The organism is Falsiroseomonas selenitidurans, assembly GCF_012103215.1.
Taxonomy (GTDB): Bacteria; Pseudomonadota; Alphaproteobacteria; order Acetobacterales; family Acetobacteraceae; genus Falsiroseomonas; species Falsiroseomonas selenitidurans.
In genome coordinates this window covers 16,011-39,874 of the sequence record NZ_JAAVNE010000009.1, presented here as the reverse complement: position 1 = coordinate 39,874, position 23,864 = coordinate 16,011, and the positions used below count along the sequence as shown (strand labels likewise).

Here is a 23,864-nt window from a genome sequence, read left to right as displayed (position 1 = left end):
TCGCGTATGGAGACCCATCGTGGCGCGCACTGAACTGGACCTGATCCGCAATATCGGCATCACCGCGCATATCGATGCGGGGAAGACCACCACGACCGAGCGGATCCTGTACTACACCGGCAAGTCCCACCGCATCGGTGAGGTCCACGACGGCAACACCACCACCGACTACATGGCGCAGGAGCGCGAGCGGGGGATCACCATCACCTCCGCCGCGGTGACCGCGATGTGGAAGGACCACCGCATCAACATCATCGACACGCCCGGCCACATCGACTTCAACATCGAGGTCAACCGGTCGCTGCGCGTGCTCGACGGCGCCATCTTCATCATCGAGGGCGTGGCCGGCGTGCAGCCGCAGTCCGAGACCAACTGGCGCCTGGCGGACCGCTACAACGTGCCGCGCATCATCTTCATCAACAAGCTGGACCGGACGGGCGCCGATTTCTATCGCGCTGCCGAGACGCTGACCGAGAAGCTGGGCATCAACTGGGTGGCCCTGCAGCTGCCGATCGGCATCGAGGACACCTTCAAGGGCGTCGTCGACCTGGTCGAGATGAAGGCCATCATCTGGTTTGGCGACGACCTGGGCGCGCAGTACGAGTACCAGGACATCCCGGATGACCTGAAGGAGAAGGCGGCCGAGTTCCGCCAGAAGCTGGTCGACACCGCCGTCGGGATCGACGAGACGGCGATGGAGGAATATTTCGACAAGGGCGATGTCTCCGTCGAGACCCTGAAGAAGTGCATCAAGAAGGGCACCATCAGCGGCGAGTTCCGCCCGGTGCTGTGCGGCACCGCCTTCAAGAACAAGGGCGTGCAGCCGCTGCTCGATGCCGTGCTGGACTACCTGCCGAGCCCGATCGACATCCCCGGCATCAAGGTCGCCCCGGCCGAGGGCGAGGACGAGACCGCCGACCGCGCCGTGATCCCCGCCGATCCGGACGCGCCCTTCGCCGGCCTCGCCTTCAAGATCATCAACGACAAGTACGGCAACCTGACCTTCGTGCGCGTCTACCGCGGCACGCTCCGCCAGGGCGACATGGTGCAGAACACCACCAAGGGCCAGCGCGAGCGCATCGGCCGCATGTTCCAGATGCACGCCGACAAGCGCGAGGAAATCAAGGAAGTCTTCGCCGGCGACATCGCTGCCTTCGTCGGTCTGAAGGACACCGGCACGGGTGACACGCTGGCCGCCAGCGAGGATCCGGTGGTGCTGGAGCGCATGGCCTTCCCGGTGCCGGTCATCGACATCTCCGTCGAGCCGAAGACCAAGGAAGGCGTCGAGAAGATGACGCTCGGCCTGCAGAAGCTGGCGGGCGAAGACCCCAGCCTGCGCCTGCGCACGGACCAGGAGACCGGTCAGACCATCCTCTCCGGCATGGGCGAGCTGCATCTCGAGATCATCGTCGACCGCCTGATGCGCGAATACGGCGTGGACGCCCATATCGGCGCGCCGCAGGTGGCCTATCGCGAGACGATCACGAAGAGCCACACCGAGACCTACACCCACAAGAAGCAGTCCGGTGGCTCGGGCCAGTTCGCCGAGGTGAAGATCGTCTTCGAGCCGAAGGAGCGCACCGAGGGTATCGAGTTCGTCAACGGCACCACCGGTGGCTCGGTGCCGCGCGAATACATCCCGGCGGTGGAAAAGGGCATCAAGGTGCAGGCCGACACCGGCGTGCTGGCGGGCTTCCCGACGGTGGACTTCAAGTACACCCTGGTGGACGGCAAGTACCACGACGTCGACTCGAGCGCGCTCGCCTTCGAAATCGCCGCCAAGGCCTGCTTCCGCGAAGGCATGAAGAAGGCCGGCCCGGTGATTCTGGAGCCGATCATGGACGTGGAAGTCACCACCCCGTCCGACCATGTCGGCGACGTCGTCGGCGACCTGAACCGCCGCCGCGGCGTCATCCAGTCCCAGGACATGGCCGGCACCTCGGTCATCGTCCGGGCGCATGTGCCGCTGAAGGAAATGTTCGGCTACATCTCGAACCTGCGCGGCATGACCAAGGGCCGCGCCAGCTTCTCGATGCAGTTCCACCACTACGACCCGGTGCCGCGCAACGTCGCCGACGAGATCATGAAGAAGTCCGCCTGATCCCAGCCGGATCGGCGGGTCGCGAACGGCGCGGGGGGCAACCCCCGCGCCGTTTTGCGTTGCGGGCCCCGCCGATGGGGGCCGAAGCCGGTGGCTTCCCCCCCGCCGAGCCTGCCCGAGGCGGCGCTGGAGGAGGTGAAGGGCGGGGCGGCCATCCTCGATCCGGCGGACCCCGGGCCGGGCCTCATGCAGCACCGTCGCCGGGCCGCCTTGGGCGGCCGCGGCTGGCGCCTTTGCCCGTCGCGCCTTTTTCTCGCCCCTTCCTGCAGCCGGCGCTTGTCGGCGCGACCGTCGCCTGCCTAGCCTTGCGGCAAAGCAAGGATAGGGAGGAAACGCATGCAACGCCGCGCTCTCATCATCATCGGGTCCGGCCTGCTGGCCGCACCGGCATTGCGCGCCCAGCCCGTCTGGCCCAGCCGCAGCGTGCGCCTGCTGGTGCCCTTCATTCCCGGCAGCGCGCCGGATGTCATTGCCCGGCAATTGGCGGAGCGGGTAGGTGCGGCCATCGGCCAGCCCATGGTGGTGGAAAACCGCGGCGGTGCCGGCGGCAATATCGGCTTCGAGGCCGGCGCCCGCAGCGCGCCGGATGGCTACACCTTCATGCTCGGCACCAATTCCCTGGTGATCAACCAGGCGCTGACCCGCCGCACGCTGCCCTATGAGACCTTCCGCGATTTCGTGCCGGTGACGCTGGCCTATGCCATGCCGCATCTGCTGATCGTGCCGTCCAACGGCCCGGCGACCACGGCGGCGCTGATCGAAAGTCTGAAGGCGCGGCCGGACCAGAACTACGCCTCGGGCGGCAACGGCTCAGGCGCGCATCTGGCGGCGGAGATGTTCAAGGCTGCGGCGAAGGTGCAGGCGGTGCATGTGCCGTTCCGCGGCGCGCCGGACATCGTCAACAACGTCATGGCCGGGCAGGTGCAGTTCGGCTTCCCCACCCTGGCGACGGCGACGGAGCTGGTGAAGTCCGGCCGGCTGAAGGGCCTGGCCGTAACCTCCCCGCAGCGCAACCACGCGCTGCCCGATGTGCCGGCGATGGCGGAGACCCTGCCGGGCTTCGACCTGACGTCCTGGTTCGCGGTGATGGCACCCACCGGCACCCCGGCCGACGCCATCGCGCGGGTCGACGCGGCCATCCAGCAGGCCCTGGCGGACCCCGCCTTCCGCGCCCGCACCACGGCGGATGGCAGCATCGCTGTCGGCATGGGCCCGGACCGCTTCGCCACCTTCCTGCGCGCCGAGGCGGTGAAGTGGGGCGAAGCGGTCCGGATCAGCGGCGCCAAGGTGGACTGATCGGCGCGCCGCTCAGGCGGGGGCAGCCACCGGCCCCCGCCGGAAGCCACGGCCCAGCATCACCAGCCAGATGCCAAGCGTCACCACCCCCAGCGTGCCGGCGATCGGGCGGCTGAAGAATTCTAGCCAGTGGCCATCCGCCTTGATCATGGACTGCACGAAGGTCTGTTCCAGCATCTCGCCCAGCACCAGGCCCAGGATCAGCGGTGCCACCGGGATGCCGTGCTCCTCCATCACCCAGCCCAGGATGCCCATGGCCAGCATCAGCACCACGCCGTACAGGCTGTTGGTCATGGCGAAGCTGCCCACCAGGCAGAACAGCAGGATGACCGGCAGCAGCATGTTGCGCGGCGCGCGCAGGATCTGCCGGGCCGATTTGATGGCGGCCCAGCCCAGCGGCAGCATGATGATGTTGGCCAGGATGAAGATCAGGAACACCGCGTAGATCAACTGCGGGTTTTCCTGGAACACCGTCGGCCCCGGGTTCATGCCCTTCATGTAGAGCACGCCGATGACAATGGCGGTGATGCTGTCGCCGGGGATGCCGAAGACCAGCGCCGGGATCCAGGCGCTGGCCAGCGCGGAATTATTGGCCGAGGTGGCATCGACGATGCCCTCCACCTCCCCGGTGCCGAACTTCTCCGGCTGCTTCGAGAAGCGCTTGGACATGGCGTAGCTGATCCAGGCGGCGATGTCCGCGCCGGCGCCGGGCAGGGCGCCGATGGCGGTGCCGATGGCGCTGCCGCGCAGGAAGTTCAGCCAGTAGCGGCGGAACACGCCGCCCACGCCCTTGAAGATGTTGCCCACGGCCTGGACCACCACCTTCGCGTCCTGGTCCAGGCTGACCGCCCCGCGCATCAGCTCGCTGACCGCGAACATGCCGATCATGGTGGCGACGAAGTTCACGCCGCCCATCAGATCCACATTGTCGAAGGTGAAGCGCGGGAAGCCCGCCGCCGGGTCGATGCCCACCGTGGCCAGCAGCAGCCCGAAGAACAGCGAGAGAAAACCCTTCACCGGGTCAGCGTTGGACATGAAGACGGCGCAGGTCAGGCCGAGGCAGGCCAGCCAGAAATACTCGTAGGAGGAGAAGTTGATCGCGACCTCGGCCAGCAGCGGCGCGAAGGCGATCAGCACGGCCACCCCGATCATCCCGCCGGCGACGGAGAACACCAGGTTCACGCCCATGCAGAGGTTGAGCTGGCCCTTCTGCGTCATGGCGTAGGATTCATCCGCATAGGCCGCGGAAGCCGGCGTGCCTGGCATACGCAGCATGGCGCCGGGGATGTCGCCGGCGAAGATCGCCATGGCGGTTGCGGTGACGATGGCGCCCAGCGCCGGGACCGGCGGCATGAAGAAGGTGACGGGCACCAGCAGGGCGGTGGCCATGGTGGCCGTCAGGCCGGGCATGGCGCCGACGAACATGCCGAACAGAGCGGAGACACCGATGACCCCGAGCACGAAGGGGTCGAAGACCAGCCCGAAGGCCTGCAGAAGCGCGTCCATCAGCGGGTCCTCACAGCACGCTGTCCAGCAGCCCGCGCGGCAGCGGCACGCGCATCAGCCCGGCGAAGAACCAGTGCACCAGCAGCGTCATGCCGGCGGCGACCGGCAGCGCCAGCACGGGCCTGGCGCGGAACCACAGGAACAGGCCCAGCAGCAGCAGGAAGGCGGTGGGGATGAAGCCCAGAGGGTCCGACAGCAGGATGTAGGCCAGCGCCCCGCCCGGGATCATCAGGAAGGACGCGACGCGCGCCGGCTGCCTTGTCCAGGGCTCCAGCACCAGGGCGGCGCCGCCGGCACGCAGGCCGCGTAGCAACAACAACAGGGCGCACAGCCCGATGCCGGCGGCCAGGATGCGGGGGAACAGGTTCGGCCCGTAATCCTGCCCGGGGAAGGAGGGGAAGTAGGTTGTCAGCCACCAGACCCAGCCCGCGAAGACCAGCAGGATGGCGCCGAGGAGCGAATCGTTCAGACGCATGCTTCGCCCTTCCGGACGCAGCCCGGGCGCAGCCGGCCGCGCCGGGTGCGCCCCGGGCCAGGGGGCGGCGCGGCGCGGCCGCGCCAATCGGCCAGGAGGCGGCGCGGCCGGCGGCCGCGCCGGATGCTTAGCCGCGGGCCAGGCCGGCGCCGCGCATCGCCGCGCCCATCGCGCGGTCGCCTTCCGCCATGAAGCTGGCGAAGCCCGCGGCGTCCTGCCACACCGTGCCGAAGCCGCGGCTGGACATGAACTCCTTGAACTGCGGGTTGTCGTAGGCCGCCTTCAGCGCCGCGCCGTAGCGCTGCGCGATCGGCGCCGGCAGGTTCTTCGGCGCGGCGATCCCGCGCCAGGCGCCGACCGAGTAGTTGATGCCCAGCGTCTCGTTCAGCGTCGGCACCTGGGCGAACATCGGGTTGCGCTGCGGCGCCATGATCGCCAGCGACTTGGCGCGGCCGGCATCGATCATTGCGCGCGCTTCGGGCACCGAGCAGGTGACGATGTCGACACCGCCCGCCGCCAGTTCCTGCATCGCCGGGGCGGCGCCGTTGGAGGGGACCCAGCGCACATGGTCGCCCTTCAGCCCCATCGCCTGCAGCCAGCCCACCAGCGCCAGGTGCCAGATGCCGCCCTGGCCGGTGCCGCTGGCCTTGAAGGTGCCGGCCGGCCGCGCCTTGATGGCATCCGCCAGTGCCTTGATGTCCTGATAGGGCGAATCCTGCTTCACCTGCACGCCCGGCGGGTCGGAGTTCATCAGCGCCAGCGGGGTGTAGGAGGTGGGGTTGAGCTGCGTCAGCCCCTGCCAGTGCATCATGGTGATTTCCACCGTGATCATGCCGATGGTGTAGCCATCCGGCGCCGCCGTCGCGATGGCGGAATGACCGACCACGCCGGAGCCGCCGGTGCGGTTCACCACGTTCACCGGCTGGCCGAGGTCGCGTTCCAGCAGGCTGCCGACGATGCGCGCCGTGGCATCCGTGCCGCCGCCGGCGCCCCACGGCACCACCAGCTGGATCGGGCGGTTCGGCCAGTTGCCCTGCCCTAGCGCCGGCATGGCCAGCGCCGCGCCGCTCGCGGCCAGCAGGGAACGACGGGTCAGGATGGGCATGGGAACGTCTCTCCTCCGTGATGCGCCCGGTTGCTCCGGATCGCTTGCTGCGGAGGCTAGGCCGGGTTGCGCGGCCGCATCAAGCCAGGAGAGGGGCGGCGAACCGTATTCATTCCGCATCCTCGGCCGGATGGCCGTCGCGGCGGTCCACCGCACAGGTGAGGGCGCGGCGCTGCGCATAGGCGCTGCGGTAGACGGCATAGGGGTCCAGCGCCTCGGCCTCGGCCCGCGCCAGGCCGGGCGCGGCCTCGGCATAGCTCACCAGCAGGTCGCTGCTGCGCCAGGGCACATAGACCCCCATGCCCAGCCCATGCGCCAGGCCCGCATTGGCGGCGAAGAGCGCCCCGGCATCGCGCAGGTTGGAGGGGCCGAGCAGCGGCAGCACCAGATAGGGCCCGGCCGGCACACCCCAGGCGCAGAGCGCATCGCCGGGCGAGGATGGCTGCCGGGGATGCCCCCATGCCGCCGCCACGTCCCGCACCCCGCCGAGGCCCAGGCTGGAATTGATGCCGAAGCGGATGGCGGCGTTCCGCGCCAGCGCAAGCTCCCCGGCCGCGAGCCCGGAGGCCGCGCTCAGCGGCTCCCGCAGATTGGCCAGCACATTGGCCACGCCCTGCCGGACCGGATCCGGCACATGGCTGCGCCAGGCTGCCGCCATCGGGTCCAGCACCGCCCGGCGCAGCTGCTGGTTCAGCACCTCGACCCGCCGGTTGAACGGCTCGAACGGGTCCGTCACCTCCGCCATCGCGGGCGGGGCCAGGCAGAGCAGCGTGGCGATCAGCAGGCGGCGCATGGGGTGGAACCTTCTCCGGGCGGACAGGTTCCGGAACGGCCGGGCCGCGCCGGGGTTCCGTTCCCGGGTGGCGGTCAAGCCTGGCCGGCCGGGTCCGGCTGCGGCCGCACCACCAGCACCACGCCGTCCACCGCCTCCACCCGCATGGCCGTGCCATCCGCCGGCACCGCCACGCCGCGTGGCAGGCGCGCCGGCCATTCGCTGTCGCCCAGCCGCACCCGCAGCGCGCCATCCGGCCCATGCAGCAGGGTGGCCGCCCGCCCCGCCAGCCCGGCTTCCGGTGCATTCACCCGGCGCGAGGCGGCCCCCGTGCGGCGGCGCATGGCCAGCGAGCCGGCGACCCCGGCGGCCAGCAATGCCAGAAACAGCGCCACGTCCAGGCCGAAGCCGAGGTCCCCGGCCAGCAGCAGCACCAGCCCGGTGCCGGTGGCGGCGAAGCCGGCCCAGACCAGGTAGACCCCCGGCAGGACCAACTCCGCCCCCAGCGCCAACAGCCCGGCGAGGATCCAGATCAGGCCCGGTTCCACGGCCTGTCCCCGGGAAGCAGCCCGCCGCCCGGGTCGGCGGGCGGCGCCGGGCCACCCGCCGTCCCCGGGCCGCGCAGCAATTCCATGGCCTGGGTGATGCCGCCGGCCAGCGCCGCGCTTTCCATCGGCACGATGACGAGGCGGGAGGAGGGGTTGGCCGCCATTGCCTCGAAGGCTTTCACGTATTTGTCGGCGATGAAGTAGCGCAGCGCATCCGCGCCGGCCCCGGCGGCGGCATCCGCCACCATCTTGGTGGCATTGGCCTCGGCCTGTGCCAGGGCCTCGCGGGCCTCCGCATCCCGCATCGCGGCGTCGCGCCGGCCCTCCGCCTGCAGCACCAGCGCCTGCTTCTCGCCCTCTGCCTTGGCGACGCTGGCGCGGCGCTCGCGCTCCGCCGTCATCTGCAGGTTCATCGCGCGGATCAGCGTCTCCGGCGGCTCGATCTTGCGGATTTCCACGCGGCTGACCTTGGCGCCCCAGGGCTCCGTCGCCCCGTCCAGGATGTTGAGCAGCGAGGTGTTGATGCGATCGCGGGAGGAGAGGGTCTGGTCCAGGTCCATCTCGCCGATCACGGCGCGGATATTGGTCATCGCCATGGCGACCAGGGCCTGCTTCAGGTCCTGCACCGCATAGGCGGCCTTGGCCGGGTCCATCACCCGGTAGTAGACGATGCCGTCCACCGCCACCGTGGCATTGTCCTTGGTGATGACGGATTGCTCCGGGATGTCCAGCACCACCTCCTGCACGTTCAGCTTGTGGCCGACGCGGTCGATGTAGGGGACGATCAGATTCAGCCCGGGGGCGAGCAGGCGGGTGAAGGCGCCGAAGCGTTCCACCGTCCAGACTTGGCCCTGCGGCACGGTTCGGATTCCCTGGGCGACCGTCACCACCGCCAGCAGCAGCACGGCGATCAGCACGACGGTGGGCAAAGACAGCTCCGGCATGGTGTCCTCTGGGGTTCCGGGCGCCATCCTGGCGCGGGGATCGGGGGGGCTTTTCCCACCGCCGCTTCCCGCCCAGCATGCCCGGAATCGGGGAGACAAGCCACATGCCAGCGTTGCCGCCGCAGAACCTTCTGGTGATCCTGGCCGACGAGCACAGCCCGAAGGCGCTGGGCTGCGCCGGCCACCCCTTCGTGCAGACACCGAACCTGGACCGGCTGGCCGCCCGCGGCACGCGCTTCACCGCGGCCTACACCCCATCCCCCATCTGCGTGCCCGCCCGCGCCGCCATGGCCACCGGCCAGGCGCTGCACGCCATGGGCCGCTACGCCGACAATGCCGACCCCTATGACGGCGCCATCCCCTCCTGGCACCACATGGTCCGGGCGGCGGGGCATGAGGTGGTCTCGATCGGCAAGCTGCATTTCCGCGGCCTGCCGGGCGACGACCATGGCTTCACGGAAGAACGCCTGGCCATGCATGTGGTGGAGGGCAAGGGCGACCTGCTGGCGCTGATCCGCGACGAGACGGCGCCGCCGCGCAAGGGCGCCGCCAAGATGGCCGCCGGCGCCGGCCCGGGCGAGAGCGACTACACCCGCTACGACCGCGACATCGCCGCGGCGGCCGAGGCCTGGCTTCAGGCGAAGCAGGGCGCCGCCCCGGATCGCCCCTGGGTGCTGTTCGTCTCGCTCGTCACCCCGCATTTCCCGCTGACGGCGCCGCCCCAGCATTTCGACCGCTACCCGCCCGAGGTGGTGGGGATGCCCAAGCTCTATGCGCCGGACCAGCGCCCGACCCACCCCTTCATCCGCGACTATGCCGCGACGGTGCCCTATGATTCCGGCGTGACGGACCAGGCGACGGTGCAGCGGATGCTGGCCGGCTATTACGGCCTGGTCTCCTTCATGGATGAACAGGTCGGCCGCATCCTGGCGGCGCTCGAAGGCACCGGCCTGAGCGGGGCGACGCGGGTGCTCTACACCTCAGACCACGGCGACAATGTCGGCGCCCGCGGCCTGTGGGGGAAAAGCGTGATGTATGAGGAATCGGCGTCGGTGCCGATGATCCTCGCCGGGCAGGGGGTGACCCCCGGCGCGGTCTGCGCCACGCCGGTCTGCCTGACCGACCTGGCCGCCACGGTGCTGGAGGCGGTGGGCTGCGCCACGCCGCCGCCCGCCGGCTCCGCCTCCCTGTTCCGCATCGCAGAGGGGGCGGAGGCGGATCGGACCGTGCTGTCCGAATACCATGCCAGCGGATCGCGCGAGGCGGCCTTCCTGCTGCGCGATGGGCCTTACAAATACGTCCGCTACGCAACCTACCCGCCGCAGCTCTTCGACCTCGCGGCGGACCCCGAGGAGCTGGCGGATCTGGCGACGGACCCTGGCAACGCCCTGCTGCTGGCGCGGCTGGAGATTGCGCTGCGCGAGAAGCTGGGTGGCGCCGATCCGGCCGAGATCGACGCCGGCGTGAAGGCCCGCCAGGCCGCGATCCTGGCGGCAAATGGGGGGCGGGAGGCGGTGCTGGCACGCGGCGACCTGCCCTTCTCCCCGCCCCCGGGCGTCACCCCCGCCTGGAGCTGAGTCCGGCGCGGCTCACGGCAGCTCGGCATCCCGCAGCGAGGCATTGCCCTTGTGGTCGGTGCGGGAGGCCAGCGCCGTGTCCAGCGCCCGGGAGGCCTTGGCCAGCGCCCCCCTTATCGCCTGTGGCACCGTCGCCGCCTCATGCGTCACCGCCACCGGCTTGTGGCTGACCGGCCGCGCTTCCACCATGCAGCGCTTGTCCTGCGCCCCGCCCTTGCCGGCATTGGCGTCCGTCAGATGCACCTCGACCCGGGTCAACTGGTCCGCGAAACGGCTGAGGGCGTCCTGCACCGCCTGTTCCACCCGCTCCACCAGTTCCGCGCCGCCTGCGCCATCCTGGGTGTTCACCTGGACCTGCATGCCGGTCCTCCTCACTGTCATCCGGCCTCAACGCGCCCGGGTCGGCAAAGTTGGGCGGGGAAGTTGAGCGGGGCGGCGCTGGCCGGGCCGGGCGATCCGCGCGATACTGGCGACCTTGGCAAAGGAGCGCTCCATGCAGAACTCGGAACAGATCTGGCAACTCGTCGACCAGCGGCGCGAGCCCTATGTCGAGCTTGCGGACAAGATCTGGGGCATGCCGGAGCTCTGCTACGACGAACACCGCAGCAGCGCCGAGCACAAGGCGATGCTGGAGGCCGAGGGCTTCCGGGTCACCACCAACGTCGCCGGCATCCCGACGGCGGTGATGGGCGAGGCGGGCGAGGGCGGCCCGGTCATCGCCATCCTCGGCGAATACGACGCGCTGCCGGGCCTGTCCCAGGAAGCCGGCGTCACCGAGCCGCGCCCGGTGCCGGGCGAGAGCCGCGGCCATGGCTGCGGCCACAACCTGCTCGGCTCCGCCAGCCTGATGGCCGCCGCCGCGGTGAAGGACTGGCTCAAGGCCAATGGCCTTCCGGGCCGCGTGCGCTACTACGGCTGCCCGGCCGAGGAAGGCGGCGCCGCCAAGGGCTTCATGGTGCGGGACGGCGCCTTCGACGATGTGGACATCGCCATCACCTGGCACCCGGCCAGCTTCGCCGGCGTCGATGACATGATCTCGCTGGCCAATACCCGCATCGACTTTTCCTTCGTCGGCCGCGCCTCTCATGCCGCCGCCGCGCCGCATCTCGGCCGCTCGGCGCTCGATGCGGTGGAGCTGATGAATGTCGGCGTGAACTACATGCGGGAGCACATGCCCTCCGACGCCCGCATCCACTACGCCTACCTCGATGCCGGTGGAATCGCGCCGAACGTGGTGCAGTCCACCGCCAAGGTCCGCTACCTGATCCGCGCCCGCAACGTGACCGAGCTCAACGCCCTGGTCACCCGCGTGCGCAAGATCGCCGATGGCGCGGCGCTGATGACGGAATGCACCGTCTCCACCCGCGTCGTCTCCGCCGTTTCGAACCTGATGGGCAATGCGCCGCTGGACAAGGCGATGCAGGCCAATCTGGACCGCCTCGGTGCGCCGGAATGGGACGATGCCGACCGCGCCAAGGCCGCCGAATTCCAGGCGACGCTGTCGGAGGAAGACATCTCCTCCGCCTGGCGCCGCGTCGGCGTGGAGCCGCGGCCGGGCGAGGTGCTCTGCGAGCAGGTGGTGCCGGAGAACGCCAAGGGCGTGCCGATGATCGGCTCCACCGACGTCGGCGACGTCTCCTGGAAGGTGCCGACCGTGCAGGCCCGCGGCGCCACCTGCGCCATCGGCACGCCCTTTCATTCCTGGCAGCTCACCGGCCAGGGCAAGCTGCCGGCGGCCCACAAGGGCATGGTGCATGTGGCGAAGGTCATGGCTGGCACGGCCATCGACGCGCTGCAGAACCCGAAGCTGATCGCGGAGGCCAAGGCCGACCACGCCAAGCGCACCGGCGGCAAGCCCTACGAAAGCCCGCTGCCCGCCGACGCCAAGCCGGCGCTGGACATGAGCGTCTCGGTCTGAAGGCGCCGGTTGCGCAGGTGATTGCAGGAGGGGCGATGCCCCTCCTCGTCAGCGCAGCGCCCTGACCCCGCAAGGAGCCTTGGCCCTCTGCATCCATGATTGATGAGCGGAGGGGGCCTGGGGCCCGAGGCCCCTGGCAGGGGGGCAGCCTCCCCCTGCAAGCCACCGGCGCCGCCCTACAGATCCCCGAACAGCCGTGGCAGGCCCAGCGCCAGGTCGGGGATGAAGGCGACCGCCAGCAGGGCGCTCAGCATCGCCAGGACGAACCAGATCACCCAGGGGATGGTCGATTCCATCGAGGTGCCGGCCACCTTGCAGGTCACCATCAGGTTCACCGCCATGGGCGGGGTGAAGGCGCCGATGGCGACGTTCATGGTCAGCAGGATGCCGAACCAGGTCAGGTCCCAGTCGAAGCTGCGGGCGATGGGCAGCAGGATGGGCAGGAAGACCAGGAAGATGGAGATGGCGTCGATCAGCATGCCGGCGACCAGCACCAGGGCGGTGATCATCAGCAGCATGACCGTCTCGTTGGCGGTGATGCCGACCAGCGCCTGGGCCAGCGCATCGAAGGCGCCGACGGTGCTGCCGGCATGGGCGAAGATGCTGGCCAGGGCCACGATCATCAGCACCACGGCGCTGATTTCCGCGCTGTCGCGCAGCGTGGCGTAGAGGTCGCGCCAGGTCAGCACGCGGTAGATGAACAGGCCTACGCCGAGCCCGTAGAACACGGCGACCACGGCGGCCTCGGTGGGCGTGAAGGCACCGGAGCGCAGGCCGCCGAGGATGACGATGGGCGCCAGCAGGCCCCAGATCGCGTCCTTGAAGGAGGCCCAGATCGGCGGCCGGTCCTCCGCCACCTCCGGCAGGCCGAAGCCGTGGATACGGGCCAGGACGATGGCCGGCACCAGCAGGGCGAGGCCGGCCAGCAGCCCGGGCACGACGCCGCCCAGGAACAGCGCCGGCACGGAGACGCCCGGCACCAGCACCGCATAGACGATGAACGGGATGGAGGGCGGGATCAGCACGGCGGTCGACCCCGCGGCGGCGATCAGGCTTGCGGAATAGGCGCGCGGATAGCCCTGCTTCAGCATGGCCGGCAGCATCACCGCGGCGACGGCCGCTGAATCCGCGGCGCCGGAGCCGCTGATGCCGCCCAGCACCAGGCAGACCAGCACGGCGACAATGGCCAGCGCGCCATGCCGGGCGCCGACCAGTGCCTGGGCGAACAGCACCAGCCGTGCGGCAACGCCGGCGCGTTCGAACACCATGCCGGCCAGGACGAACATCGGCAGCGCCAGCAGCGGATATTTGGCGATGCCGGTCCAGATGTTGGTGGGCAGGGCCATGACGCCCAGCCCCTCGATGGCGATGACCAGGAAGCCGGAAACGCCGAGGGAGACGCCGACCGGCACGCCGAGGAACAGCAGCACGAAGAAGCTGCCGAGCAGGATGAGCGAACCTTCCAGGGCCATCGTGTCAGGCCCGCGCCACGCGCAGCATCCGGCCGGCGATGCGCAGGCAGATCACCACCGAGAGCAGCGGCATCCAGATGGTGTAGTACCAGGACGGCACGCCGAGACCGGGCGAGAGCACCTCGAAGCGATACTCGTCCCAGGTGTACCAGGCGCCGAGCCAGGCGATGGCGGCGAAGATGCCGAGGCAGGCCAGCAGCACCACCTGTTCAACCCGCCGTGCGAGGCGCAGCGGCAGGCGCTCGGTGAAGAACGTCATCCGGATGTGGCGGTCGTTGCCGAAGGCGGCGGCGGCGCCGATGAAGGCCATCACCACCATCAGCGCCACCGAGTATTCCTCCGTGAAGGCGAAGGAGACGCTGGTGAAGTAGCGCACCACGACATTCGCGAAGGTGATCAGCGCGAGGGTCGCCATCAGCGCCGCGCCGATCGCGCCCTCGATCGTCACCGGGATGCGCGGCGGCGCTTCCCCGAGTTGCAGGCCGGGGGCCTGGATGTCGGCGTGCTGGTCCATCTGGGGCATTCCGTGGGTGGCGGCGGGGTGCAGGCCCCGCCGCCGGTTGCGCGTCAGGCCCGCGCGGCGTTGATGGCGGCCTCGGCGCGGCGCACCAGGTCGGCGCCCACGGTCTGCGTCCATTTGTCGTAGACCGGCTTGGTGGCGCGGGCGAAGGCCTGCTTCTCCGCATCGCTCAGCACCGTGACGGTGACGCCGCGGCGCTGCATCTCGTCGATCGAGCTGCGGTCGCCATTGGGGTCGAGCCCCTTGCGGCTGCCGATGATCTGCGCCTGCGCGGCTTCCTCGGCGCAGGCGCGGACCAGGTCGCGGTCCTGCGGCGAGAAGCTGTTGTAGGCCTGCTTGGTCAGCAGGAAGATGCCGGCATCCGCCACGTAGTTCCAGATCGACAGGTGCTTCTGCGCCAGCGTGTCCATGCGGAAGGCGAGGAACAGGTTCACCGGGTTCTCCTGCCCGTCCACCGCGCCGGTGGACAGCGCCGGCTGCAGGTCGGCGAAGGACATCTGCACCGGATTGGCGCCGAGGCCCGAGAAGATCTCGGAGAAGATGGCGCCGGCGGCGAAGCGGATCTTCATGCCGCGCAGGTCGTCCGGCGTGCGGATGGCGCGCTTGCTGTTGGAGATCTCGCGGAAGCCGTTCTCGCCCCAGGCCACCGGCTGCACGTCGCGCGATTCCAGCGTGCGGAACAGCTCGGCGCCGATCGGGCCCTTCACGATGGCATCGAAGCCGCGGGAATCACGCAGCAGGAAGGGCAGGGAGAACAGGTTCATCTCGCGGATCTGCGGCGAGATGTTGATGGTGGAGAACACCGCGAAATCCACCACGCCCTGGCGCATCGCCACCAGTTCGCGGGTCTGGTCGCCGCCGACCAGCTGGCTGCCCGGGTAGACCTTCACGTTGATCCGCCCGCCGGAGCGTTCGGTCACCAGCTCCGCCCAGCGGAAGGCGCCTTCGGAAAGCGGGATCGGGCGGTTGCCGACGACCGAGAGCTTGTATTCCGACTTGTAGCGGCCCTGGGCGGCGGCGATGTGGGGCGCGGCGAGCGCGCCGGCCGCAGCCGCCAGCGCCAGGCGCCGGGTGATCAGGCTGACCATGGAACTTTCTCCCTTTCCCGCCGTGCCTTCGCCGGCCGGCTTTTCATCGGCGGAGAATGCGGGCGGCGGCGGTTGTTCCGCAAGGGGGGCTTCAGCCGGCGGGGGGATCGGCGGTGACCTCCTCGAACCAGGCGGCGGCGGCGTCGAAGGGGGCCGGGTCCAGGCCGGATTCGGCCGGCGCCCGGCGCAGCTCGGCATAGACGCGCTTGATCGGCGCGGGCACGCCCGGGTCGCGCAGCAGCGCATCGGTGCCGGCCTCGTGGTGGCGCAGCGCGGGCGAGAGGAAGGCCTCGGTCTCCAGCGCCGTCTCCCGCCGGAAGGCCACGCCGAGCTGCGCCAGAAGGCCGCGCCAATCGGCCAGCAGGTCGTCGTAATGCACCACGGCGCGCGGCAGGTGGCGGCTGTCGCGCTCCGCCGCCAGCACATGGCCGAGCCACAGCAGCAGGCCCTGCGCCGTACCGATCCGGTTGCGGACCAGCAGGGATTGCGCCACCTCCAGCGGGTTGCGCACCGGCAGCAGCACGGCGGGCGTGGCGCCGAGCCGTTCGATCGCCGGCAGCCAGACCGGCAGCAGCCGGCAGAGCCGCGGTTCCTTCAGGATGAAGGGCGCGTCGCCGGGGAATTCCTCCGCCAGGGCGGCGGCGGCCTCGGCGATGAAGGGCTCACGCGCCTCGGCGGGCAGCAGCGCCCACCGCACCGGGCGCGGGTCGTCATAGCGCCGCGCCAGCCGGGCGAGCAGCCGCTTGTTCACATCGACCACCGCCTGTGATTCCCAGAACCCCAGCGGATTGTCATGGCCCGGCTTCACCATCCGGGCCGGCAGCGCCAGCCCGTGCAGGGCGAGCACGCGGGTGATGGCCGAGGTGCCGGAGCGATGCATGCCGAGCACCAGCACGGCGGTGCGGGCCGGGCGGGGGCCTGCCGGCCGGGAGGCTGGGGGCGGGGACTCCATGGTTTCAGGCCCCCGCCCCGGCTGGCGCGTCGCTGACCGCCGCCTCCAGCCAGGCGGCGGCGGCGTCGAAGGGGGCGGGGTCCAGGCCGGATTCGGCCGGCGCCCGGCGCAGCTCGGCATAGACGCGCTTGATCGGCGTGGGCACGCCCGGGTCGCGCAGCAGCGCATCGGTGCCGGCCTCGTGGTGGCGCAGCGCGGGCGAGAGGAAGGCCTCGGTCTCCAGCGCCGTCTCCCGCCGGAAGGCCACGCCGAGCTGCGCCAGAAGGCCGCGCCAATCGGCCAGCAGGTCGTCGTAATGCACCACGGCGCGCGGCAGGTGGCGGCTGCCGCGCTCCGCCGCCAGCACATGGCCGAGCCACAGCAGCAGGCCTTCCGCCATGCCCAGCCCCTCCCGCTCGGTGAGCGAGCGGGCGGCCTCGATCGGGTTGCGCACCGGCATCACCACCATCGGCCGGGCACCGAAGGCGTGCAGCACCGGCTCCCAGAACCACATCAGGCGGCAGATCCGTGGATCCTTCAGGATGAAGGGCGCCTCGCCCGGCAGTTCATCCTGCAGGATGCGCAGCGCCTCCGCGGCAAAGCGCTCCCGCCTCTCCGGCGTCAGCAACGCGGGGACCGGCGGCCGCGGGTCGCGCCAGCTGCGGCCGGCGGCCCGCAGGATGCGGTCGTCCAGCAGGGTCACGGCGCGGGATTCCCAATAGCCGCGCGGATTGGCCGGGAGCGGCACCAGCAGCTTGCTGGGCAGGGCCAGCCCCTGCAGCGCCAGAACCCGGGTGAAGGCGGAGGTGCCGGATCGGTGCATGCCCAGCACCAGCACGGCGGGGCGGGAGGGAGCTTCGGCCATCATGGGGCCTCTCTGCCACGGCGCACCCGGATCCGGCAAAGGGCACCGCGCGCCGGGGTCCGGCCTTGACGTGGCGCCGCCGCCGACGCGTTCTTCCGGTCTGCCAGGAGGAGTTGTCGATGTCCCAGCCCGTGTTCCCGCCCGCGCCCCGTCCGCTGCATGTGGTCGCCCTGGGTGGCGACGGCATCGGGCCGGAAGTGACGGCCCAGGCGCTGCGCGTGCTGCGCCACATGCAGGCGCGCCACGCCCTGCCGCTGGTGATCGAGGAGATGCCCTATGGCAACGCCACCTGGCGGGCCACCGGAAGGCTGGTGCCGGCCGCGACGGATGCCGCGATCGGCCGCGCCGATGCCATCCTGTTCGGCGCTGCGGACAGCCTGGGCCGCAGCGCCATGCCGGCGGAGGAACGCGCCCGCGGCAGCCTGCTGGCGTTGCGCCGGCGGCTGAACCTGTTCGCCAATATCCGCCCGGTGCGGACGGAGCGCGCGCTGGACGAGGTCTCGCCCTTCAAGGCGCGCACCTTGAGGGGGGTCGACCTCGCCTTCGTGCGGGAATTGTCCGGCGGCATCTATTTCGGCGAGCCGCGCGGGATCGAGCGGCTGGAGGATGGCCAGCGCCGCGGCATCAACACCCACAGCTACACCGAGGAACAGGTGGTGCGCGCCGCGCGCTTCGCCTTCGCCCTGGCGCGCGGCCGGCGCGGCCGGGTGACCAGCGTGGACAAGGCCAATGTGATGGAGGCCGGCGCGCTGTGGCGCCAGGTGGTGGGCGCGCTGCACCATGACGAATTCCGCGACGTGGCGCTGGACCACATGCTGGCCGATACCTGCGCCCTGATGCTGAACCGGGACCCGCAGCGCTTCGACGTGATCCTGACGGACAACCTGTTCGGCGACCTGCTCTCCGATGCCGCGGCGGGGCTGGCGGGCAGCCTGGGCCTGCTGCCCTCCGCCTCGCTGTCGCCGCCGGCGCCGGACGGCAGGCGGCGGGCGCTGTACGAGCCGGTGCATGGCTCGGCGCCTGACATCGCCGGCAAGGGCATCGCCAACCCGCTGGCCGCCATCCTCTCTGCCGCGCTGCTGCTGCGCTGGTCCGCGGGGGCGGAGGCGGCGGCGCGGGAGGTGGAGGCCGCCGTCAGCGCGGCCCTGTCCGCCGGCGCCCGCTGTGCCGACATCGCCCTGCCGGGCGAGGCGGTGCTGGACACGGCGGGCATGGGCGACGCGGTGCTGGCGCGGCTCTGACCGCAAACGGCCGGGCGCGCTATTCCGCCTTCAACAGCCGCCTGGACCGGGTCCAGCCCCTGGCCATGGAGCGGCAATGGCAGGCGACATGCGGGGCCACCGCCTCGCACCAGGCGCGGGCCTCGGCGTTGACGCCGCGCAGCCGCTCGGCGGCGGCATTCGCCTCCCGCGCCAGCTTCGCCTCGTCGATGCCCAGCACGCGGCGATCGCGCAGCTTCCACTGGCCGGCGATCATCACATCGACCACGGCGCTGCCATCCTCGGTCCAGACCATCTGGTTCGCCGCATCGTTCAGCGGTGCCCAGTTCACATGCTCCAGGTCCAGCAGCACCAGGTCGGCGTTGCGCCCGGCCTCGATGGTGCCGCCCTCCAGCCCCAGCAGGCGCGAGGAGCCCTGGGTCGCCAGCCGCACCGTCTCCGCCGTGCCCAGCCAAGCGGCGTCCTCCGCATCCTCCCAGAGGCGGGAGGCGAAGGCGGCGAGGCGCATCGCCTCGAACATGTTCTGGTTGTCGGAGGAGGAGGAGCCATCGGTGCCGATGCCGACGGTGACGCCGGCCGCGATCGCCTTGCGCACCGGGGCGATGCCGGAGGCGAGCCGCATATTGGCGCCCGGGTTGTGCGAGATGCCGCCGCCACGTTCCGCCAGTAGCGCCAGGTCACCCTCCGTCAGCCAGACGCCATGCGCCACGCTGAACCAGGGGCCGACGAGGCCGAGCCTGTCCATGTGCTCCAGCAGCGTCGCGCCCGTGTAGCGGATTTCGCCGCCCGCGGCCTGGTAGCGGCTTTCCGCCACATGGGATTGCATCGGCAGGCCGTGTTCGGCGGCGAGGGCGCGGCAGGCCTGCAGGAAATCATCCGTGCCGTGCAGCGGGATGGTCGGCGCCACGCCGAAGCGGATGTTGCGCCCGCCATGCGACCAGCCGCGGGCGATGGCGCCCATGGCGGCCAGCGTCTCGGCCGCCGGCGCGGTGGCCATCGCCGCGACCTTGGAACGGAACGGCTCCGGCAGGCTCTCGATCAGGCCGGGGGTTGCCTGGAAGAAGGTGAGGTCGCCCAGCATCGGCGCCAGAACGGCGCGCAGGCCGACCGCCGCATAGGCCTCCGCCATCGCATCCAGCCCCTCGGCCGTGGGCAGCGGGATCTCGGAGGGCAGGTCGTAGACCGCGGTGCAGCCCTTCTTCAGGTTCTCCACGGCATTGAGGGCGGAGGACAGGTACTTGTCCTGCAATTGCCGCCCGCCGGTGACCCAGGGGGCATGGGCCAGCAGCAGCGCCAGGTCCCACTTGTCGCCGGAGCCCTTGGCCAGCCCGCCATGGCCATGGGTATGGCCATTCACCAGGCCGGGGATGACCAGGCGGTTGCGCGCATCGAAAGTCTGAGCGGACTCCACCGTGCTGCCGGGCGGCAGCAGCGCGGCGATCCTGTCGCCCTCCACCAGGACATCCTGGAAGCGGGTGGACAGCGCATCCGGCGCCAGGATCCGGGCGCCGGTCAGAAGGGTCTTGGTCATCGCCGAACTCTCCAACCCATGAGGCGGCCGGTGCCCTTCGCACCGGCCGAGCGGCCGGATGGCCGCCGCCGCCTATGCGGCGAAGCCAAGCCGGCGGAGCCGGCGCCCGGCGTTCCAGCCAGGCGGCCGGTGCCCTTCGCACCGGCCGAGCGGCCGGATGGCCGCCGCCTATGCGGCGAAGCCAAGCCGGCGGAGCCGGCGCCCGGCGTTCCAGCCAGGCGGCCGGTGCCCTTCGCACCGGCCGAGCGGCCGGGTGGCCGCCGCCGCCTATGCGGCGAAGCCAAGCCGGCGGAGCCGGCGCCCGGCGTCTGAGGGCAGCAAATCCCTCAAAACATCCGCTCGGACTTCGGCGGCAGGTAGCGGTCCGTGAACATGCTCTCGGCGGCCGGCGGGTTGGCGACGCCCAGCGCCTGCGCATTCACCGAAACCAGTTCCCGCGCCCGCGCCATGTCCAGGTAGCCCATGCCGTTGGCGCGGCTGTTGGGCGTGATGATGGAGCGGTCGCGCGTCATCGCGAAGCGGCGGGCCTCCAGCGCCTCGTCGAACAGCGCCTCGCGCCGCTTCAGCGCCGCCATGCCGCCGGGCACGTCGTTCAGCAGCAGCTTCAGCCCGTCGATCGAGGCCTTGATGAAGCGGGCCGCCACCTCGCCGTTGCGCTCCAGCCAGTCAGCGCGGACGAAGACGCCGGAGCCGTAGAGGTCGAGGCCGTTCTCGGCATAGGGCCAGGAGAGGATCTGGTCCTCCGCGATGCCCAGGCCCACCAGGTTGAAATGCACGGTGAACAGGAAGCCGGTGACGGCATCCACCTGGCCGGTGCGCAGCATGGTGTCGCGCAGATTGGCTGCCATCGAGGTCCAGCGGATGCGGCTCGTGTCGATGTTCGCCACCCTGGCGAAGGCCGGGAACAGCAGGCGGGAGCCTTCGCCCTCCGGCGCGCCCAGGCTCTTGCCCGCGACATCCTGCGGCTTCTCGATGCCCCGCCCCTTCATGGTGACGATGGCCGCCGCGGTGCGGTCGAACACCGGGTAGAGCATCACCAGCCGGCTGTTCGGGTTTTCCGCGTTGAACTTCACCGCGCCGGAGAAATCCGCGAAGCCGATGTCGTAGGCGCCGGAGCCCACCTTCACCAGCGCATCGCCCGAGCCGAAGCCGCGGTCCATGCGGACCGAAAGCTGTTCCCTCTGGAACAGGCCGCGATCCTGCGCCAGCGCCCACATGCCGTGGTTGCCCTGCAGCGCCCAGTCCAGCGTGAAGCGCAGCGCGGTCTGCGCCCGGGCGGTGCGGATGGCGGGCAAGGCGAGCGTCGCGCCGACGCCGGCGGCGATCAGGGTGCGGCGGTTCAGCATGATGGGGATCCCTCCGTGAGGCGCGCACCATAACCCGGAATGGGCGCCTGTCACCGGCCGCCAGGCCAGGTCGCCGCGCGAATCCGGGCAAGACTGCCTCCCCTGCAGGCGGTCTGCTGCCAGGTTGGGCAGGGCTCAGCCCGTCCCCTGGCTGCGCTGCGCCAGGTAGAGGGTGGCAGCCAGCAGGACCAGCGTGCCCCAGAACAGGCCCCAGCCGGGCGTCTCGGCGAAGGCCAGCAGGCCGATCAGCGCCGCGGCGGGGATCTGCACATATTCGATCGGCGCCAGCAGCCCCACCGGGGCCCGCCGCGCCGCCCAGGAGGCCATGAAATCCCCCGCCATGGCGCAGAGCGACCCCGCCACCAGCAGCACCAGGGCGCGGGGCGTCGGCGTCTGCCAGACGAAGGCGGAGACCGGCGCCCATAGCAGGACGGAGCCGATGGCATACCAGGCGACGACGCGGGCCGGGGGCTCCGTGGTGGAGAGCGTCTTCACCGCCACCAGCACCATCGCCCCCGCCGCCCCGCCGGCCAGCGCCGCCGCCAGGCCGGACGCCGGCAGGTCCGGCCCGCCGGCGGCGAGGTCCGGGCTGGCGATCACCAGCACGCCGGCGAAGCCGATCGCCGCGGCGATCGCCCGGTCCCAGCCGATGCGTTCCCCCAGCAGCAGAAAGGCCAGCGGCAGGGCCCAGAGCGGCTTGGCGTGCAGGATCGCCACCGCATCGGCCAGCGGCAGCCACAGCAGGGCCAGCATGGTCAGCAGGAAGCTGCAGGACCCGGCGGCAAATCGCCCGAGATGGGCGCCGGGGCGGCGGGTGGCCAGCGCCTGCGGGCCGCGCCGCAGCAGCCAGGGCAGCATCACCAGCGTGGTGAACAGGCCGCGGGCGAAGGGCACCAGCGGCACCGGCAGGCCGTCCTGCATGGCGGCGCGGAACAGCGCGCCCATCACGGCGAAGGCCAGGCAGGCGCCCACCATCAGGCCCATGCCGGCCAGCGCGCGGCGGCCCTCCGCCAGGGGTGGGGCCGCCGCCTCGGGCATGGTCGGGCTACTTCTTCTCCGGCCCCAGCTCCGTCTCCAGCTCCTTGATCCGGGCCAGCAGGGTGGTGCGCAGGCTGGGCGAGTTGTGCGGCTTGATCCCGGCCAGGGTCTCCTTCAGCTCCGCCAGCAGGCGGCGCTTTTCCTGGGGCGACCGGCGGATCGGCCGGTTGTCGGAGAACTGGCCCTCATGCGAGCGCATCGGCGTGACCTTCCCGGGCTGGTTGTTGTCGGGCAGGGGTTAGAAGGCGGCGGGCCGGGCGTCAACGCGGGGGGGCGGCAGGCGGCGGGGTGCCCGGCATTGTCCGGACAGCTTGCCTCGCGCCGCCGTCCGGCGCAGAAATCGGCCGGCGCGGGACACCGCGCGACAGGGATGAGCACAAGGGAACAAGACCGATGCCGAACACCTACCTGCCCTCCCGCCGCGCCGTGCTGCTGGGCGCCGCCGGGGCGCTCGCCGCGCCCGCGCTGCTGCGCGCCCAGCCCGCCACGGTGAAGCTTGGCATCCTGCAGCCCGTCACCGGCGCCCTGGCGCAGGATGGCGAATACGGCCGGCTGGGCGCCGAGCTGGCGATCGCCGAGATCAACGCGACGGGCGGCATCAAGGCGCTCGGCGGGGCGAAGATCGAGATGGTCTTCGGCGATGCGCGCTCCAACCCCGAAGGCGGCACCGCGGAGGTGGAGCGCATGAACGGCGAGGGCGTGGTCGCCGTGGTCGGCGGCTTCGCCAGCCCGATCTGCCTCGCCTCCTCCCAGGCCGCGTCGCGCTACGACCTGCCCTATGTGGTCGATGTCGGCGTCTCCGACGCCATCGTCACGCGCGGTCTGAAGAACACCTTCCGCTTCTCCCCGGGCTTCGGCAGCATCACCGCCGCCGCGCTCGACAATTTGGTGAAGCTGAACGACGCCGCCGGCAAGCCGGCCAAGACCGTGGTCGTGGTGCATGAGGACGGGCTGTTCGGGTCCGGCATGGCCCGCCTGATGGGCGCGGAACTGCCGAAGCGCGGCTTCCAGGTGCTGGAGACGATCAGCCACCCGACCCCGGCGCGGGACATGTCCAACATCGCGCTGCGCATCCGCGCGCTGAACCCGGACCTCATCATCCCGTCCAGCTACTACGCCGAATTCGTGCTGCTGAGCCGCACGCTGCAGCAGCGCCGGATCCGGCCGAAGGGCATCTACTGCGTGCTGAACGGCGCCGCTTCCAACTACCGCTTCGTGCGCGAATTCCCGGATGCGGCGAACCTGGTGATGGACGTGAACCACTGGGCCGACCCGCGCAAGCCGAAGACGGCGGAACTGCGCCGGCAGGTGGAGGCGCAGAACCGCTTCTGGCTGTACAACACGCCGATGAACTACTCTGCCGTGATGCTGGTGGCCGATGCGCTGGAACGCGCCGGCGCGGCGGACCGCGGCAAGCTGATCGAGGCGCTTGCCGCCACCGACGGCCGCTTCACCCGCCACATCATGCCCTATGGCCCGACGCGCTTCGTCAACGGCCAGAACCAGGCCGGGCAGGCGGTGAACACCCAGGTGCAGGGCGCCGACATCAAGGTGATCTTCCCGACGGACTTCGCCGACGCGCAGGCCGTCTTCCCCTGGCCCGCCTGACGC

22 protein-coding genes are annotated in these 23,864 nt (G+C 71.0%); 6 read left to right on the top strand and 16 right to left on the bottom strand.

Features of this window, described 5'->3' with window-relative positions; genetic code table 11:
• Window positions 1-19 precede the first annotated feature (19 nt).
• Window positions 20-2,101 (top strand): elongation factor G, encoded by a 2,082-nt coding sequence (fusA, locus tag HEQ75_RS07700; RefSeq protein WP_168028939.1) that lies wholly within the window; start codon window positions 20-22, stop codon window positions 2,099-2,101.
• A 336-nt stretch (window positions 2,102-2,437) separates the two neighbouring features.
• Window positions 2,438-3,397, top strand: coding sequence for a tripartite tricarboxylate transporter substrate binding protein (locus HEQ75_RS07695; protein ID WP_168028937.1), 960 nt, complete (start codon window positions 2,438-2,440; stop codon window positions 3,395-3,397).
• A gap of 12 nt (window positions 3,398-3,409) precedes the next feature.
• On the opposite strand, the gene HEQ75_RS07690 is transcribed toward HEQ75_RS07695, so the two are convergent.
• The 6 genes from HEQ75_RS07690 to HEQ75_RS07665 form a co-directional block, all read right to left on the bottom strand.
• Window positions 3,410-4,903: a tripartite tricarboxylate transporter permease gene (locus HEQ75_RS07690; RefSeq protein ID WP_168028935.1), complete on the bottom strand. Its 1,494-nt coding sequence runs from the start codon at window positions 4,901-4,903 to the stop codon at window positions 3,410-3,412.
• A gap of 10 nt (window positions 4,904-4,913) precedes the next feature.
• Window positions 4,914-5,378: a tripartite tricarboxylate transporter TctB family protein gene (locus tag HEQ75_RS07685; RefSeq protein WP_168028933.1), complete on the bottom strand. Its 465-nt coding sequence runs from the start codon at window positions 5,376-5,378 to the stop codon at window positions 4,914-4,916.
• A gap of 127 nt (window positions 5,379-5,505) precedes the next feature.
• Window positions 5,506-6,483 carry a tripartite tricarboxylate transporter substrate binding protein gene (locus HEQ75_RS07680; protein ID WP_168028931.1) on the bottom strand — a complete coding sequence of 326 codons (978 nt, stop codon included), beginning with the start codon at window positions 6,481-6,483 and terminating at the stop codon, window positions 5,506-5,508.
• Window positions 6,484-6,592: 109 nt separating this feature from the next.
• Window positions 6,593-7,276: an MlaA family lipoprotein gene (locus HEQ75_RS07675; RefSeq protein ID WP_168028929.1), complete on the bottom strand. Its 684-nt coding sequence runs from the start codon at window positions 7,274-7,276 to the stop codon at window positions 6,593-6,595.
• Between the two features lie 74 nt (window positions 7,277-7,350).
• Complete coding sequence (locus HEQ75_RS07670; protein WP_168028927.1) at window positions 7,351-7,803, bottom strand: NfeD family protein; 453 nt, start codon at window positions 7,801-7,803, stop codon at window positions 7,351-7,353.
• Window positions 7,788-8,747 (bottom strand): SPFH domain-containing protein, encoded by a 960-nt coding sequence (locus HEQ75_RS07665; RefSeq protein WP_235961384.1) that lies wholly within the window; start codon window positions 8,745-8,747, stop codon window positions 7,788-7,790. The genes HEQ75_RS07670 and HEQ75_RS07665 overlap by 16 nt, the downstream gene beginning before the upstream one ends.
• 104 nt (window positions 8,748-8,851) lie before the next feature.
• Between HEQ75_RS07665 and HEQ75_RS07660 the strand changes: the two genes are divergently transcribed.
• Window positions 8,852-10,324 carry a sulfatase-like hydrolase/transferase gene (locus HEQ75_RS07660; RefSeq protein WP_168028923.1) on the top strand — a complete coding sequence of 491 codons (1,473 nt, stop codon included), beginning with the start codon at window positions 8,852-8,854 and terminating at the stop codon, window positions 10,322-10,324.
• 12 nt (window positions 10,325-10,336) lie between these two features.
• Here the strand turns inward: HEQ75_RS07660 and HEQ75_RS07655 are convergent, their stop codons facing one another.
• Window positions 10,337-10,684, bottom strand: coding sequence for an HPF/RaiA family ribosome-associated protein (locus HEQ75_RS07655; protein WP_168028921.1), 348 nt, complete (start codon window positions 10,682-10,684; stop codon window positions 10,337-10,339).
• A 133-nt stretch (window positions 10,685-10,817) separates the two neighbouring features.
• On the opposite strand from HEQ75_RS07655, the gene HEQ75_RS07650 reads away from it, so the two are divergent.
• A complete protein-coding gene (locus tag HEQ75_RS07650; RefSeq protein ID WP_168028919.1) occupies window positions 10,818-12,242 on the top strand; it encodes a M20 family metallopeptidase in 1,425 nt (474 codons plus the stop codon).
• A 176-nt stretch (window positions 12,243-12,418) separates the two neighbouring features.
• On the opposite strand, the gene HEQ75_RS07645 is transcribed toward HEQ75_RS07650, so the two are convergent.
• From HEQ75_RS07645 to HEQ75_RS07625, 5 genes are all read right to left on the bottom strand, one after another.
• Window positions 12,419-13,714, bottom strand: coding sequence for a TRAP transporter large permease (locus tag HEQ75_RS07645; RefSeq protein ID WP_168028917.1), 1,296 nt, complete (start codon window positions 13,712-13,714; stop codon window positions 12,419-12,421).
• Between the two features lie 4 nt (window positions 13,715-13,718).
• Window positions 13,719-14,228, bottom strand: a complete 510-nt coding sequence (locus HEQ75_RS07640; RefSeq protein ID WP_235961383.1) for a TRAP transporter small permease — start codon at window positions 14,226-14,228, stop codon at window positions 13,719-13,721.
• A 53-nt stretch (window positions 14,229-14,281) separates the two neighbouring features.
• The gene (dctP, locus tag HEQ75_RS07635) at window positions 14,282-15,322 is read right to left on the bottom strand and encodes a TRAP transporter substrate-binding protein DctP (RefSeq protein WP_168028913.1); all 1,041 of its coding nucleotides are present in this window, start codon (window positions 15,320-15,322) and stop codon (window positions 14,282-14,284) included.
• Between the two features lie 91 nt (window positions 15,323-15,413).
• Complete coding sequence (locus tag HEQ75_RS07630) at window positions 15,414-16,274, bottom strand: sulfotransferase family protein (RefSeq protein WP_168028911.1); 861 nt, start codon at window positions 16,272-16,274, stop codon at window positions 15,414-15,416.
• Between the two features lie 4 nt (window positions 16,275-16,278).
• Window positions 16,279-17,118, bottom strand: a complete 840-nt coding sequence (locus HEQ75_RS07625) for a sulfotransferase family protein (protein WP_168028909.1) — start codon at window positions 17,116-17,118, stop codon at window positions 16,279-16,281.
• 119 nt (window positions 17,119-17,237) lie between these two features.
• Here HEQ75_RS07625 and leuB point away from each other — a divergent pair, with 119 nt between their 5' ends.
• Window positions 17,238-18,359 carry a 3-isopropylmalate dehydrogenase gene (gene leuB, locus HEQ75_RS07620; RefSeq protein WP_168028907.1) on the top strand — a complete coding sequence of 374 codons (1,122 nt, stop codon included), beginning with the start codon at window positions 17,238-17,240 and terminating at the stop codon, window positions 18,357-18,359.
• Between the two features lie 19 nt (window positions 18,360-18,378).
• Here the strand turns inward: leuB and HEQ75_RS07615 are convergent, their stop codons facing one another.
• From HEQ75_RS07615 to HEQ75_RS07600, 4 genes are all read right to left on the bottom strand, one after another.
• Entirely contained in the window at window positions 18,379-19,869 is a 1,491-nt protein-coding gene (locus tag HEQ75_RS07615; RefSeq protein WP_168028905.1) for an amidohydrolase family protein, read from the bottom strand.
• Window positions 19,870-20,195: 326 nt separating this feature from the next.
• A complete protein-coding gene (locus HEQ75_RS07610) occupies window positions 20,196-21,215 on the bottom strand; it encodes an ABC transporter substrate-binding protein (protein WP_168028896.1) in 1,020 nt (339 codons plus the stop codon).
• A gap of 135 nt (window positions 21,216-21,350) precedes the next feature.
• Window positions 21,351-22,253, bottom strand: coding sequence for a DMT family transporter (locus tag HEQ75_RS07605; RefSeq protein ID WP_235961382.1), 903 nt, complete (start codon window positions 22,251-22,253; stop codon window positions 21,351-21,353).
• 7 nt (window positions 22,254-22,260) lie between these two features.
• Window positions 22,261-22,452 (bottom strand): hypothetical protein, encoded by a 192-nt coding sequence (locus HEQ75_RS07600; protein ID WP_168028894.1) that lies wholly within the window; start codon window positions 22,450-22,452, stop codon window positions 22,261-22,263.
• Between the two features lie 194 nt (window positions 22,453-22,646).
• Here HEQ75_RS07600 and HEQ75_RS07595 point away from each other — a divergent pair, with 194 nt between their 5' ends.
• The gene (locus tag HEQ75_RS07595) at window positions 22,647-23,861 is read left to right on the top strand and encodes an ABC transporter substrate-binding protein (protein ID WP_168028892.1); all 1,215 of its coding nucleotides are present in this window, start codon (window positions 22,647-22,649) and stop codon (window positions 23,859-23,861) included.
• Window positions 23,862-23,864: the final 3 nt, after the last annotated feature.